Annotated in this window: 9 protein-coding genes; 5 read left to right on the forward strand and 4 right to left on the reverse strand. The window is 69.3% G+C overall.

Translation table 11 applies throughout. The features are described 5' to 3' along the window. Positions 1 to 9: 9 nt before the first annotated feature. Both CLT75_RS31005 and CLT75_RS31010 read right to left on the reverse strand, forming a co-directional pair. On the reverse strand, positions 10 to 3081 hold the full coding sequence (locus tag CLT75_RS31005; protein WP_135243630.1) for a helicase-related protein: 3072 nt from the start codon (positions 3079 to 3081) through the stop codon (positions 10 to 12). After that, positions 3081 to 4643 (reverse strand): sigma-70 family RNA polymerase sigma factor, encoded by a 1563-nt coding sequence (locus CLT75_RS31010; RefSeq protein ID WP_135243631.1) that lies wholly within the window; start codon positions 4641 to 4643, stop codon positions 3081 to 3083. Before CLT75_RS31010 ends, CLT75_RS31005 begins: the two co-directional genes overlap by 1 nt. A gap of 340 nt (positions 4644 to 4983) precedes the next feature. Here CLT75_RS31010 and CLT75_RS31015 point away from each other — a divergent pair, with 340 nt between their 5' ends. From CLT75_RS31015 to CLT75_RS31025, 3 genes are all read left to right on the forward strand, one after another. Beyond that, the gene (locus CLT75_RS31015; protein ID WP_135243632.1) at positions 4984 to 6126 is read left to right on the forward strand and encodes a DNA cytosine methyltransferase; all 1143 of its coding nucleotides are present in this window, start codon (positions 4984 to 4986) and stop codon (positions 6124 to 6126) included. A gap of 397 nt (positions 6127 to 6523) precedes the next feature. Beyond that, positions 6524 to 7852, forward strand: coding sequence for an MFS transporter (locus CLT75_RS31020; protein WP_135243633.1), 1329 nt, complete (start codon positions 6524 to 6526; stop codon positions 7850 to 7852). Further along, on the forward strand, positions 7849 to 9606 hold the full coding sequence (locus CLT75_RS31025; protein ID WP_135243634.1) for a sugar-binding domain-containing protein: 1758 nt from the start codon (positions 7849 to 7851) through the stop codon (positions 9604 to 9606). The genes CLT75_RS31020 and CLT75_RS31025 overlap by 4 nt, the downstream gene beginning before the upstream one ends. On the opposite strand, the gene CLT75_RS31030 is transcribed toward CLT75_RS31025, so the two are convergent. Both CLT75_RS31030 and CLT75_RS31035 read right to left on the reverse strand, forming a co-directional pair. Beyond that, positions 9591 to 10571 (reverse strand): DUF2804 domain-containing protein, encoded by a 981-nt coding sequence (locus CLT75_RS31030; protein ID WP_135243635.1) that lies wholly within the window; start codon positions 10569 to 10571, stop codon positions 9591 to 9593. The two genes, CLT75_RS31025 and CLT75_RS31030, sit on opposite strands and share 16 nt — an antisense overlap. Positions 10572 to 10616: 45 nt before the next feature. Next, a complete protein-coding gene (locus tag CLT75_RS31035; protein ID WP_135243636.1) occupies positions 10617 to 12119 on the reverse strand; it encodes a sigma-70 family RNA polymerase sigma factor in 1503 nt (500 codons plus the stop codon). A gap of 113 nt (positions 12120 to 12232) precedes the next feature. Between CLT75_RS31035 and CLT75_RS31040 the strand changes: the two genes are divergently transcribed. Beyond that, entirely contained in the window at positions 12233 to 12541 is a 309-nt protein-coding gene (locus CLT75_RS31040) for a hypothetical protein (protein WP_486485314.1), read from the forward strand. Then, complete coding sequence (locus tag CLT75_RS31045) at positions 12542 to 15196, forward strand: DUF4132 domain-containing protein (RefSeq protein ID WP_486485315.1); 2655 nt, start codon at positions 12542 to 12544, stop codon at positions 15194 to 15196. Positions 15197 to 15210 lie beyond the last annotated feature (14 nt).

Raw genomic sequence — 15210 nt, forward strand, 5'->3', positions numbered from 1 at the left:
TCGTCCGCCTCAGTCGTGGATCGGGGCTTGGGCCTCGACGTCGCGCAGGCTCGTCATCGGGGACGGGCTGCCGATCTCGCCGATGAACCGGGCTTTGCTGGCAGTGTCATGGAGATCGGCGAACCACTCCTGGACCCATTCGACGATCTGCTGCTGGTGCAGGGAGTCCTCCGGCCCGTCGAGCCCGAGGACCTCCGTCACAGCCGCCGCCTCGTCGGCCGGTGTCAGCCCGGCATCGTGGGCGTACTGACGTAGCTTCGCCGGTGTGCTCAGCCGCTGCTTGCTGGCCGGTTCCTTGAGCATCAGGACCCGCGCCGCCACGACGCCGGGCATCGTGAGGGCCAACACGCGCCGGCTGCGGCGGGTGATCGGAATGGCGTCGACGAACCGGTCGCCCTGGCTCACGTACTTGTCGAAGTGGCGGAACGTCTGGGCGTCGCGCTCACGGCCGATCTTGTGCAGGACGTACACCAGGCCGGGGTAACGACGACCGACGCGGGCCGTGGTCTGGATGAACTCGGCCGTGGTCAGCGGCAGGCCAAGCATGACCATCGTGTTGAGCCGGTTGACGTCGACACCGTGGGAGAGCATCGAGCTGGCGGCGATCACGTGGATGCGGTCCTCGAACTTCTCCTCCGGATTCTCCAGCCGCTCCAGGATGTCGCGCACCTCGTCGAAGTCGGTCTGGCCGGTGAGCTGCTCGACGTTGATGCCGTCGACGGTGTTGTTGCTGCCGAGGCTTCGGCCGGCGGCCTCCACGTCGTAGAGGGTCGAGCCGTAGACCACGTCGGTGCCGTAGATGCTGATCAGCTCTCCGGCATGGCTCGGGTCGATCCCGGCTTCCACACACACCTTCGCCGGGTCGTCCAACATTTCCCGCACACATCGCTGCAGGGCGTCCAGTGTCCGGTCGCTGACGTGTTCCAGCGTGACGCCGCGCGGTGCGACGGCGACGAAGCGCCGCAGTTTGGTGTCCTCCGGCAGGCTCCAGAAGGACTCGCCGGCTCGGGGCCCCGGCTGAGGGAAGACGCGCCCTTCACGGCGGTAGAGGATCCTGACCTGATGGTCATACCCAGTCAGGGTCGCGCTGCTTGCGACGATCTTGGCGCGGGTGCCGCAGAGCTTGTGCTGGAGGTGGTCCAGCAGGCTCTCGTAGTGCGAGTCGACCGCGCCGAGGCTGTCACGCAGCAGGTGAAGCTCGTCCTGCAGCCGCAGCGACGGACCGAAGCGCTTCTCGGGCATAGGTAACTCGAGGAGAGTGCCCTGGCAGTCGGGTACGAGGCAGCCGTTGGGGGACTTCGACCGGGTCGAGTAGGTAAAGCCGTGCCACTCTTCGGAGCACATTTGCTGGGGCGGGCCGATGAGACCGCGCATGGCCTGTTGCAGGCCGATCGATGCCGCCTTGTCGAGGGTGCCGACGACGACGGTCGGCAGGAAGCGGAACACCTCCTGGTCGACGACGTAGATCGGTAGCGCACCCCGCTTCCAGGAGCATGCCTGGTTGGCGCAGTGGTGCTCCAGTTTCCACCGCTTGCGGTCGAACTTCATAGTCAGGCGTTCGTCGCGGCAGAACGGGCATTGCAGCAGCACCTGGTACTTGTCGGGCATGCCCGGGCTGTCCGGCCCGGTCTCGTCGTTCTCCGGCTTTGGAACGATCTTGTTCGGGGTGCCGGCCTGGCCGACGAGGAAGCCCAGGCTGAACGGGGCGGTTCGGCGGAGATCCTCCTGCTGCTGGCGGACCAGTTCCGCGCCGGCGAGCGCGTCGGCGAAACGCTGCGTCTGCTGCAGGCTCAGCAGCCGCAGGGGGAACCGTGACCAGGCGGTCACGCCCGTTCGCTTCCCGGTCAGCCGGTCGAAGAACGCCGCGGTCAGCAGCAGGCCGAGATAGGTCTCGGTCTTGCCTCCACCGGTGGCGAACCAGACGGTGTCGACGTGATCGGCTTCTTCGGCCGGCTCGGCGAGACACCGGATGGCGGACAGCAGGAACCCCACCTGGAACGCCCGCCACGAATGGTAGCCACGTCCCTTGGCGCTCAGCCCGATCGCCTCGTTCATGAGCTGGAACGAGCGTCGGATCTCGGGATGCGTCCGGACCAGGTCCAGGCCGGTGCGCAACCGAGCAAGCTCGTCGAACACCAGTGTCGCCGAGCGGTCCGCTTCGGCGCGCATCGCATCCGACCAGCCGTCGGCCAGCTGACGTGTGTCCAGCGCGGCTACCGACCAGTGCTTCTGGTCGTACTCCTCGAGCGCGTCCACCAGGTCGGTGAGGACCGGGATCGGATCTGCGGCGAGACGGGCGAAGGAGAGATCGGGCTTCGGGCGGTCGCTGTTCCAGTACTCCGGTCGGAAGGTCTGCACGCTGACGGTGTCGGTGGTACGGAACACGCCGGGGGCAACCACCTCGACGCCCACGTTGATTCCGTACGCCGGCACCTTCCGGTCGTAGCGGAAGGTGTCCGGCAGGGCCTCCAGCTCGAACGGAACTGTGAGGAGCCCCGCCACCTCCAGCTGCGTCTCGTAAAGATGGGGATCGGTCAGCCCTCGGCCTTGCTTGGGGCTGGTATTCACCAGTTGCACGACCAGCTCGGGCTGCTTGTGCCAGTCCTCCACCTCGACGCGGACCTCAGCGCTCAGGCCGGGTGCGCCGACCGCCGAGAACGCGTCCTGCAACTGCTTGGCCCCGAAGGCCCCCCCGGAAGCGCCGATCACGACCGGAATGTTCTCTTCCACCAGGCCAGTTCGCCACCAGGGACGATCGGGCTCCGGACCGTCTCTGGGGTCCTTCACCCAAGCCCGAGCCCGCACGGTCACCGTCATCGACCACGGCGACGACTCGGCCGGGCGTAGCCGAATGCCCATCGCGCACGGGTCCAGGCGATCCGACCGATCGTCGTTGGCGCCCCCGGCGTCCTCATCCTTGCCGACGAGCCGGCTGAGCCGGCCGAGCCAGAACGTTCCGGAGGGCGCCACTTCCAGCCGCTGCAGACCGTCGCCGCGGCCTGCCGCCGCAACGCGGCGGTCCAGCCAGGTGACGAACCGGTCACATGCCTCCATCAGCGGCTGGCCCTTGTCGACGCTCATCACGCTTTCTCCTCAGCGGCATCGCCGGACTCGACCACGGGAGCGTCCGTCACGTACTCGCGCAACGCCAACGCCCTCTCGTCTTCCCGGAGTGTGTTCATCGCCTTGGCCTGAATCTGGCGGATCCGTTCGCGGGTGACACCATAGTCGGCACCGATGTCGTCCAGGGTCTCCTGGACGCCAGTGCCGAGGCCGAACCGCCGTCGGAGCACGTTCACCGTCCGCTCCGGCAGCACCTTCCGAAGCGTGCGGTCGAGGTCGGCTTGGAACATCATGTGACCGACGATCTCCGCTGGGTCGGTGCGCCCGTCGCGTTCCTGTTCGTCGGCGAGAACATCGGACAGGCGAAGATCGCCCTCGTCGCCGAACAGCTGATCGAGGCTGAGCAGCGGGCGCAGATGGTCCAACACCGCCTGCACCCTGCCGGGGTCGAGGCCGGTCTCCTCGGCGAGTTCGGCAAGGGTGGGCTCCCGATCCAGCCGGTCGGTCAGTCTGCGGGCCGCCTTGTCGACCTTCTGCGTCTGCTCTCGGACATGGACGGGAAGCCGGATCGTCCGGCCGTGGTTGGCGATGCCCCGTTCGATGGACTGCCGTATCCACCACGTCGCATAGGTGGAGAACTTGAATCCCTTGGATCCGTCGAAGAGATCGGCCGCGTGCATCAAGCCGAGGTTGCCGTCCTGGATGCGGTCGGCGAACTCGACCCCGCCACGGTTGTAGTGGTTGCCCTTGGCGATCGAGACGACGAGCCGCAGGTTCGCACACACCAGCTCGGCGTGTGCGGCGCGGCCATCCTCGATCCGGTCACGCAGCGACCGTCGCTCCTCGCGTGGAAGGTCGTTCCAACCGGCCTCGAGCGTACGTCGCGCTGCCTCTCCCTGCCTCATCAGCGACCACAGCTCCACCTCACGCTGGGCGCCGATCAGCGGGTACCGGCCGATGCTGCGTAAGTACTGGCGCACGGTGTCCCCGTGCAGCTCGTAGCCCTTTGCGGCAGACGAGGCCGGACGCGCGTCGGCGGATGCGGGCAGTTCGACCCCGGCATCCTTCAGCAATCGCAGCAGTTCGCCATGCTGCTCTGTAGAGAGCGCCCGCCGCGTAACGAGCAGCGCTACCTCGGCGCGCGTCAGCTTTCCGCCCGTGCGAGTCCAGTCACCGAGCAGATCGTCGAACGCGCCCTGCACCCTGTCGTCGGACGCCAGCGCGACGGGCTGCTCGGGAACGTCGCCGAACATCCAGTCGAGGCCGTCGTCGACCGTCTCTTCGTGTCGAGGCTGGGCGGTGTCGTCCTCGCCTCCGGCCGAGGTTGGTGGATCGCACTCCGCCGCTTCAGGTTCCTCGGTGGGTGCACTCTCGGGGTCGGGCGAAGCAGTTGCCTGGTTCTCGGAGCGGCTGGGTGGATTAGTCGGGACTGGCTCCCGGGTCAGCATCACCAACAGGGCGTCGACGTCGTTGTGGTCGAGGCGGTGACGGACGACGAAGTCCGCCACCAAGGACTGGGCTGTGTGCCTGCCGCTGCGATCGAGGATCCCCCGCAGTTCGTCGACCAGGATTGCGGACACGTTCGCGGAAGGTGACGCAAAAGACCTTGCGACCGCCGCCATGGGCGCTCCCCTCCTCCATGGAGATCCGAGCATAGAGCTGGGGTGTGACAAAAGCGGACGAGTCGAACAAATGTTCTATTCGTCGTCCTGCAGCCCTCCAGGGTGACCGTATGACACTCCGGCTCCTCGGGCGACCACTGTGGACGTCTTCCTGCCTTCTTACCGGGCATCGAGTGCGACGGGGACGTTCGAGTGACGTAGCAGTCGAGGATCCGACCGTCCGTCGCCGACGCGAGGCCGAAGGTGCGAACGTCGACGCCGTCAGCGTCGACGCCTGTCGACCAACTACAGTCCTGGCATGGCTCCGCGAACCGTCAAGATCTCCGCAGTCGACCTCTTCTGCGGAGTCGGCGGGCTTTCGTACGGACTGCAGGAGGCAGGCCTCGACGTCGCTGCAGGTGTCGACATCGACCCGGCGTGCGAGTACCCCTACCAGTCGAACATCCGCGCCCCCTTCCGTAAGAAGGACGTGCGCGAGCTGGAGGCCAAGGAGCTAGCCTCGATGTGGCCGAAGGGAACTATCCGGGTGCTGGCCGGATGTGCTCCCTGTCAACCGTTCTCCTCGTACCGCCGTGGCACGGACACCTCTCAGGAAGCCCAGTGGCCGCTGATCGACGAGGTCAGCCGTTTGGTCGAGGGCACGAAGCCCGAGATCGTGACCATGGAGAACGTTCCTCGCATCGGGAGCACTCCGATCTTCAAGGCGTTCGTCGACAAACTGCAGAAACTCGGCTATTCGGTGCACCATGAGTCCTGCCACTGCCCGGCCTACGGCGTGCCCCAGCATCGTCGGCGCATGGTCCTCGTCGCATCGCTCCTCGGCGAGATCCGCGTACCCAAGGGCAAGGTCGCACCTACCGACTACGCCACCGTCGAGCAGGCCATTCGCGGACTTCCCGCACTCGAAGACGGCATGGTCGACCCCACCGACCGCCTGCACAAGAGCCGCAAGCTCACCCCAGTCAACCTGGAGAGAATCAGGAGCTCGAACCCAGGCGGCACCTGGGAAGACTGGCGTGAAGAACTTCGCGCGCCCTGCCACCGAAAGTCGTCCGGCTCCACCTTCCGCAACGTCTACGCCCGTATGGTCTGGGACGAGCCGTCACCCACCATCACGACGTTGTCGTACAACTACGGCGCCGGTCGATTCGGCCATCCGGAACAGGACCGCGCCATCTCTCTACGCGAAGCCGCGATCCTCCAGAGCTTCCCGCGTGACTACGAGTTCGTCGCCCCTGGAGAACCCGTGCAATTCGCGCCTCTGGGACGGCTCATCGGCAACGCCGTGCCACCGAAGCTCGCTCAAGCAGTAGGCGAAGCCATCGTGCAGCATGTGGAAACCACCAGGACGCCGATCAGGCGAGTTCGTCGGCCTATTACGGCCTCACCTTCTTCTGTGAAGACGCCACGCCCAGTACCGTCGCCCGCAGCGGTCGTGTGAACTGATGCCGAGCCCGGTGCTCGCCGGAGGCCGGCGGGTCGGTTCGGTGCCGAAGCGCGTCGTTTCGTGGGTGCTCGGTGGGCGCTCCGCCGCGATGGACGGGCTGGGCACGCGATGGACTGGGCTGGACGCCGTCCCGCTGAAGCTGGGGCCTGACCGCGAACAGATGGACTCGCGCGCCCCCGTTGGACCAGACGACTCGACCAAGATCAACCTCTTAATCCGCGGGTTCGGGGTTCGAGTCCCTGGCGGCGCACAGATGGCAGAGGCCCTGGTTCGGTCACCCGAACCGGGGCCTTTTCGTCGTGCGCGCTCTTCAGCGGCAGCCTGGCTGACCCCGGACCCATCGACGGCCGGACGGGACGGATCATATTCTGACCCGTCGAAGGAGGCCGTCGTGTCCACCACCCGGAGTGTGCTCACCCCGGCCACGTCGGCCGGTCCGGCCGGCCTGCGCCCCCGGGTCTGGACCGCCCTGATCGTCCTCGGACTCGTCGGGCAGATGGCCTGGACCATCGAGAACATCTACCTGAACCTGTTCGTGTACGACACGATCACCGACGATCCGAACGCGATCGCCACGATGGTCGCCGCCAGTGCCGTGACCGCCACCGTCGCCACCCTGCTGCTCGGCGCCCTCTCCGACCGGACCGGGCGACGCAGGTCGTTCATCGCCGGCGGCTACCTGCTGTGGGGCGTCTCCACCGCCGCCTTCGGCTTCCTCACAGTGGGCCTCGTGGAGGACATCGCGCCCGTCGCGAACGTCGTGCTGGTCACGGCGATCGCGGTCATCACGCTGGACTGCCTGATGTCCTTCCTCGGCTCGGGCGCAAACGACGCGGCGTTCCAGGCGTGGGTCACCGACGTGACCGAGCCGGCGAACCGCGGCCGGGTCGAGTCGGTGCTCGCCATCATGCCGCTGGTCTCGATGCTGGTGATCTTCGGCGGGTTCGACGGGCTGGCCCGCACCGGGAACTGGCAGCTTTTCTTCGTGATCGTCGGGGCGATCATGGCGGTGGCCGGCGTGCTGGCCTGGTTCCTGGTCGAGGACAGTCCGTCACTCGTCCGGCACGAGAGCGGCTATCTGCGCGCTGTCGTCCACGGTCTGCGCCCGGCCGCCATGCGGGCCAACCCGGGGCTCTACCTCGCCCTGGCGGCCTGGTCCGTCTGGGGGATCTCCACGCAGGTGTTCCTTCCGTATCTGATCATCTACCTGCAGCGGTACCTGAGGATCGAGGGGTACGCGATCGTCCTGGCCGTCGTCCTCGTCACGGCGTCGGCGGTCAGCGTGGTCGGCGGGCGGCTCATCGACCGCGTCGGCAAGGTGCGCTTCCTGCTGCCGGCTGTAGTGGTCTACGGCACCGGCCTGGCGCTGATGTTCCTCGCCCGCGGCATGGTTCCCGTGATCGCCGCCGGGATCGTGATGATGTCGGGCTTCATGCTCGTCCTCGCCCCGATCGGAGCCCTCGTGCGCGACTACTCGCCACCGGACCGGGCCGGCCACGTCCAGGGGCTGCGGATGGTCTTCGCCATCCTCGTCCCGATGCTCGTCGGCCCGTACCTCGGCGCCGCCGTGATCACTAACGCCGGCGAGGTCTACGAGGATCTCGGCGTGGTGAAGCAGGTCCCGACGCCGGGCATCTTCCTCATGGCACTGGCCGTGCTGGTCCTCATCGCGGTGCCGGCCGTGGCCCTGCGGCGGCGGGAGCAGGGGGCCCGGGCGTGACGCCGCTGACCCCGTGGGGTGCCACGCTCGACGCGGAGCGTGTCCTGCCCGAGTATCCCCGCCCCCAGTTCGCCCGCGACAGCTATCTCAACCTCAACGGTCGGTGGGAGTACGCGATCACCGGCTCGCCCACCGAGCCGGAACGCTACGACGGCCAGATCCTCGTGCCGTTCTCGCCGGAGTCCGCGCTCTCCGGCGTCGGGCGGCAGCTCCGGCCCGGCGAGACGCTCTGGTACCGCCGTCCGCTGGCACTCCCGGCGGGCTTCCACGCCGCCGGCTCGCGGCTGCTGCTGCACTTCGGCGCGGTCGACCAGAGCTGCCGGGTCTATCTGAACGGCGTCCCGGTCGGCGGCCACGTCGGCGGGTATCTGCCGTTCACCTGCGACATCACCGACGCGCTCCGCGAGGACGCCAACGTCCTGGTCGTGGCGGTCCAGGACGACAGCGACACCGGCCATCACTCCCGGGGCAAGCAGCGGCTGCGCCGGGGCGGCATCTGGTACACCGCCCAGTCCGGGATCTGGCAGACGGTGTGGGCCGAGAGCGTGCCCGCCGTACACCTGCGGCACCTCACCCTGACCCCGCTCCTCGACGAGCGGTGCGTCGAGGTGACGGTGCACGCGACGGCGGATGCCGGCGATGCCGGCATCCGGATCCTGGCCGACGGGGTCGTGGTGGCCGAGGCCACCGCGCCGGTCGGTGTGGCAGTGCGCATCCCGATCCCCGAGGTACGGCAGTGGAGCCCCGAGGATCCGTTCCTCTACGACGTGACCGCCGAGCTGGGCGCGGACCGGGTCCGCAGCTACTTCGGCATGCGCTCGTTCGGTGTCGGACCGGACGGGGACGGCGTGCCCCGGCTGCTGCTCAACGGCCGGCCGTACTTCCATGCCGGGATCCTCGACCAGGGCTACTGGTCGGACGGCATGTACACGGCGCCCTCCGACGAGGCGATGATCGTCGACATCGCCACCATGAAGCGACTCGGGTTCACCATGCTGCGCAAGCACATCAAGGTCGAGCCGCTGCGCTGGTATTACCACTGCGACCGGCTGGGGATGCTGGTCTGGCAGGACATGGTCAACGGCGGCAGCGGTTACCACCCGCTGGTCGTCACCGCGCCGGCGGTGACGCCGCTGCGGCTGCCCGACCGGGGCCGGTGGCGGCGCTGGTTCGGCCGCGCCGACGCCGGGGGACGGGCTCAGTTCCGGGCCGAGATGCGCGACACCGTCGAGCACCTGCGCAACGTGGTGAGTCTCGCGGTGTGGGTGCCCTTCAACGAGGGGTGGGGGCAGTTCGACGCGGCCCGGATCGCCCGCGACGTCGCCGAACTCGACAGCACCCGCACCGTCGACCATGCCAGCGGATGGCACGACCAGCGCGGGGGTGACCTGCGCAGCCTGCACGTGTACTTCCGCCGCTTCCGGGTGCCGCGGCGACGCGGTGACCGGCGGGTGCTGGTGCTGTCCGAATACGGCGGCTACAACCTGCGCGTCGACGGGCACGCCTTCAGCCGCAAGGATTTCGGCTACCGGCGGTGCCGGAGCGCCGAGGAACTGGCGGAGGCGTTCACGCGGCTGCACACCGAGCAGATCGTGCCCGCGATCCGGGCCGGCCTGAGCGCGACCGTCTACACCCAGCTGTCCGACGTGGAGGACGAGCTGAACGGTCTGCTCACGTACGACCGGCGCGTGGTCAAGCTTCCCGAGGAGGTGGTCCGGCAGGTCAACGCGCGGCTGCGTCACCAGCGGTTCTGAGCCTCCTCCGCCCAGCCGACCAGGCCGTCCACCGCCACCCGTTCGCCGTCGTCCGCCTGGGCCCAGCCGGAGAAGTGCCCGAAGCACTGGTGGGTCTCGCTGGCGACGACGCCGAGGTTGGTGCGCGAGATCTTCTCGTGGAACGGGTGGAACTCCACCTCGACCCGATCACCGCTGATCCGCCACGGCCGCAGCCAGTCGTGGCGGTCGTAGCTCCAGTGCAGCTCGGCGCCGAGCTTGTGCAGCCGGCCGCCGACGAACAGCGCGTTCTCGGTCGAGCCGGTGCCGTCGGTCCACTTGCCGCCGAGCTGGATCGACACGTCCGGTCCGCTGCCCGCCGCCCAGTTCCACGTGATCGCGTACGGCCACTTGCCCCGGCCGTGGTCGAGCACGGCGAACGAGTCCTGTTCGGCCACGGCGTGCGTCGTGCCGTCGACCCGTAGCGAGCCACGCACCGGACGCCCGACGTCCTTGACCGTGTACTGGAACCGGCGGGTGCTCCACGGGACCACGACGCCGAGCGACTCGTGGCCGGGCGGGAGCGGCACCACGAGGTCGATCTCGATGCCCGGCGCGGTGGCACGGATCGTGCTGCCCTCGGTGGTCTGGTCGATGTCGATCGACAGGCCGCCCCCGCGCGCGTACACGGTGCCCACGCCGCTGACCGGCGGCAGCACGGCGCCACGGGCGAACGGGACCACGACGTCCTTGCCGGTCTCGACCTTCGTGGCGCGGTCGAGCACGTAGACGCCGTGCACCCCGGCGTAGTCCAGCGACGACGCGACGAGGCCGACGATGTGGGTGGGCGTCACGATCCCCCAGTACTCCCAGCGCTTGGCCCTTCCCCAGCCGCGCAGGTTCGCCCGGTGCAGCGGCCGGCGGGTCCAGCCGACCGCGGCGGGGTTGAGCCGCCCGTCCGGCATGCACAGGTCGACCGGCTCGACGATCTCCTTCTCGTGCGTCATCGGGGGAGCGTAGCGACCGCCGGCGACCGTGGTCCGGGCCCGCCCTCAGTAGTCGATGTTGATGGCGGCGACCTGGCGGCTGCCGTTGAAGACGATCGCCGGGCCGGCGAAGCGGGAACTGGCGTACGTCAGCGCCGTCTTGTGCCCAGGGCTGTTGAACCAGGCCTCGATCATCTGCTCGGGCGAGGAGTTGCCCGAGGACGCGAACAGCACCTCGTGGCCGCAGTGCTGCAACCCGCCCGCGTTCAGGTTCTGCCGTACGCAGGACTCCGCCTCGCGGTGCTGCGCCGCGCCCAGCTTGACCTCGGTCAGCCCGAGCGCGCGACGCCGCTCGTTGAGCAGCACCAGCAGTCGCCGTTCCGCTGCGGACACCCCCGTCGACGTGGCGGCGGACCTGGAGGGCGACGTGATCGGCTTCGGTGACCTGGACGGCTTCACCGACTTGGCGGGGCTCGGGCGTGCGGTGGTCGACGACGGCTCCACAGCGGTCGGGGACGGCTCCACCGCGGCCGGCGAGGGCGTGAGCGCCGGTGCGGCGGTCGCGGCCGAGGGCTGCGCGGCTGCCGCGCTCGCCGGCTGCGGCTTCGGCTCGCTCGGGTAGTTGGCGAGGACGAGCGCGCCGCCTCCGGCTACCGCGACGGCGGCGACGGCGGCGGCCAGGATCTTGGACAACGAGAGCCCTGACCGCGCCCCGGCGGTCACGGCGTGCACGCCGGGCGAGGCGGCCTGCGACCCGGCGACGGTGTGCATCCTGTGGGTGACGTCCGAGGCGAGTGCGGCCGGGGGCGGCGTGAGCGCCAGACCGGCCAGCAGCCGCTCGGCGGGGACCAGGTCGTTCGTCGCGTCCGGGCAGTGCGGGCAGTCCCGGATGTGGCGGGCGAACCGCTTGCGCCACACCGGTGCCGGCCGGCGGTCCCAGCCGCCGGCCGTGTCGGCCAGGACGGCGCAACCGGGCCGGGCGGTGAGCGCCCGTACGACCAGCCGGGCGGTGTCCAGCTGCGCCTTCATCCGGGACACGCGCACTGTCACGTGGTGCGGGGCCAGCTTCAGGGCGTCGACCAGGTCGGCGCGGCTGAGGTGACCGGCCTCGACCAGCCACCACAGCGACAGCAGGTGGCGGTGGTCGTCGTCCAGCCAGCGCGTGGCCAGGACGACCTCCCGGCGCTGGTCGGCGAGGCGGAGCTGGGTCAGGGTCAGGTCCTCGAAGTCCGAGCGCGGGTCGATCACGTTGTCGATGTCCTCCGGCGGCGCCGGTGTGGTGTGCCGGCGCTGCGTGTGGGTGCGGATCTCGTTCATGGTGACGGCGACCAGCCACGAGCGGAAAAGCTGCGGCTCGCGTACGCCCGGCAGCCCGCGGACCACGCTCAGCATCGTGTTCTGCACCACGTCGTCGACGTCCGCCGACCGGTTCAGCGCCCGGCCCACGATGTTGTAGACCAGCGGCAGACAGTGCGAGACCAGCTCGTCCATCGCCGCCCGGTCGCCGCGGCGAGCCGCGTCCACCACCGCCGACATGCCGGCCCTGCTCGGGTACGCGGGATAGGACACGCTCACAACCTCGCCTTCACGGAACGATCTCGTACACGGTGGAGACTGTCCGGTACGCGGTCAGGTCACACAAAATGCGTGCGGTGTCGGTGGGAGGCGTTACCTTCTCCGCCATGCCATTGATCACAGTCACCGACGAGGTCGTCGGTGCTCCGAGCGGGCCGGCGTGGACCATCGAGGTCTTCGAGGAAGAGGTACGGCTCGACGAGCTGATCCGGCGGCGGGTTTCGCTGGAGATCGCGGAGTCCGGTGTGGAAGCCGACCCGGAGGAGCGCACCCGTCTGACGCTCGACGCGTTCCGCCGCAACGCCTTCGTGGTGCTCGTCGACGACCGCCAGGTCACTGCCCTGGACGAGAAGGTCCGCCTGCACGCGGGATCCCGCGTCACCTTCCTCAAGCTCGTCCCGCTGGTGGGTGGCTGAGTGGACACGCAGGATGTGCAGACGGCACTGCGCGAGGTGGTCAACGCGGTCAGCGGCTGGCGCGAGAGCGACGACCAGACCTTCAACGAGCATCAACTTCGGTGGTTCCTCGAAGAGGTGGTGGCCGCGTTCGGCTGGGCGCCGGCCGGTTCAGTTCCGGCGCTGCTCGCCGCGCTCAACGCCGCGCGCAGGTCCGGCGATCCCGTTCTGCCGCAGGAGGAGCTGCTGTCGGAGGCCATTCGGAAGGCTGAGTCGGTTGCCGCTGCCGTGACCGACCTGGCCGGCGACGACGCGGATCATGACCGCCGTGCCGCCGCCGCGCTGACAATGGTCGGCCACCTGCTAGGGCGGCCGCACCAGGACGTGAGCGTGTGGGACCGGGCCCGGGGCGAGGCGTGGCGCCGGACGGAAGAACTTCTGGCCGCGCAACCGGCGCCGGTGCGCCAGGTGGTCTTCGACGCGCTGACGGTGCCAGGGGAGAGCGGTGACAAGCAGACCAGACTGATCCGTGTCGTGCGCTCCGGCGGCGGGCTCGACGGCTCGGCCTGGCTCGGCCGGCTGGGCACTCAGGCCTGGCTGGGATTCAATTACTGGAGTTGGCACCTCAAGCGGTTCACCTGGGAGTCCATCCAGGCGGAGGCGTCGGCCGGGCGGGTGAACCCGGCGGCGCTGGCGACCTGGCGCCGGACCCGGCTCGAACGTTCGCTGAGCGACATCAGCGACGAGGCCGACCGGATGTGGCCGATCCCCAACGTCGGTGAGCAGTGGGCCGACCGCGCCGTCGCGGACATCGAGGCGATGCCGGCGGATCGCCGGTCCGCGTGGGAGGCGCTGCTGGCGCACTGTCCGGTCGAGGTGGACAAGGCGAAGCCGACGGCCGGTTGGCGCAAGCAGGCCCGGTCGCTGCTCGACGCGGTGGGCGTCGACGATTTCACCGCCCGGCTCGACGACTGGCTCCCGCTCGTCGGGCAGGCGCGCAGCCTGCCGCTGCGCATGACCACATGCTGCCCCGGCCACATCAAGGACATGCCACCACGGATGATCGACCGCTACAACGTCGGGCTGCTGTGGGGACTGATCTGGACGCGGACGATGTGCCCGCCGTCCGAGCAGACACTGCGAAGCCTCGGCCAGATCGCGGAACGGGCCGCCCGCAAGATCTCCGGCCACGGCCCGGCGAGCCCGAAACTGGCGAACGTCGCGGTCGCGGCGCTCGTCGACACCGATCACCCGGCCGCGCTCGCACAACTGGCGCGACTGTCCTCGCGGCTGACCTACAAGAGCACCCTGCGCCTGGTGGAGAATGGGCTGACCCGGCACGCCGAGGCGCGCGGCGTCAGCCGGGAGGACGTCGAGGAGATGGCCCTGCCCGGCTTCGGGCTGCCGCTCGCGGACAAGCTGGGCGACTGCTCGTACGAGCTGGAGGTGCGCGGTGTCGACGCCGTAGTGGTGTGGCGCAACGCGGACGGCACGGTGGTCAAGACGCCTCCGGCCCAGGTGCGCAGGGATCACGGCGACGAGGTGAAGGAGCTGAAGGCGACTGTCGCCGACGTCGCCGCCACGCTCGTCGCCACCCGCGACCGGCTGGAAGGGCTGCTGCGGCGGGACCGTTCGTGGTCCGTGGAGCAGTGGCGTGAACGGTTCCTGGACCATCCGCTGGCCCGTACCCTGGCCCGGCGGCTCGTCTGGACCGTCGACGGCGTCGCCTGCTGCTGGGCCGGTGAGGCACTGCGGACAGTGGACGACACCGTGTTCGAGCCCGCTGCCGACGCCACGGTCCGCCTGTGGCATCCCGTGCACGACCCGGCCGCTGTCGGGCCGTGGCGGGCCTTCCTGACCCGGCACGGGATCACCCAGCCGTTCAAGCAGGCGCACCGGGAGCAGTACCTGCTCACCGATGCGGAGCGGGCCACCGGCACGTACTCCAACCGGTTCGCCGCGCACATCGTGCGTCAGCATCGGCTCAACGCGCTGCTGTCCCGGCGCGGCTGGTCGTACGTGCAGCACCGCAACGACGGAGCCTCGTACGACCTGCCTCGGCTGGCCCTCCCGGACTGGGGGCTGCGCGCCGAACTGGGTGTCGCCGGGATCGAGGACCGGGGCGACGACCTCGTGTTCGACACGATGGGGACCGACCAGCTGTTCTTCATCCGGGGAGAGCGCCTGCCGGTTCCGCTGGCAGAGGTTCCGCCGGTCGTGCTGAGCGAGGTGATGCGCGACGTCGACCTGTTCGTGGCCGCGGCCGGAGTGGGCGCCGACCCGAACTGGTACGACGGCGGGCCGGCGGGCCGGTACCGCGACTACTGGGCGCGGAACAGCTTCGGCGAGCTGACCCCGACCGGCCGGACGCGCCGGGACGTGCTGGCGGACCTGATCCCCCGGCTGGCGATCGCCGGCCGCTGCACGGTCACCGACAGGTTCCTCGAGGTACGCGGCGACCTGCACACGTACCGCATCCACTGCGGCTCGGGCAACATCCTGATCGCCCCGGACGAGCGGTACCTGTGCGTCATCCCGGACTCGGCGAAGGCGAAGGAGCCGGAGATGTTCCTCCCGTTCGAGGGTGACAGCCGGCTCGGCGAGATTATCAGCAAGGCGTTGCTGCTAGCTGCCGACAAGAAGATCAAGGATCCGGTGATCCTGCGCCAGTTGTGAGGCGGCCGGCGGGC

Source organism: Micromonospora sp. CNZ285 (assembly GCF_004637285.1).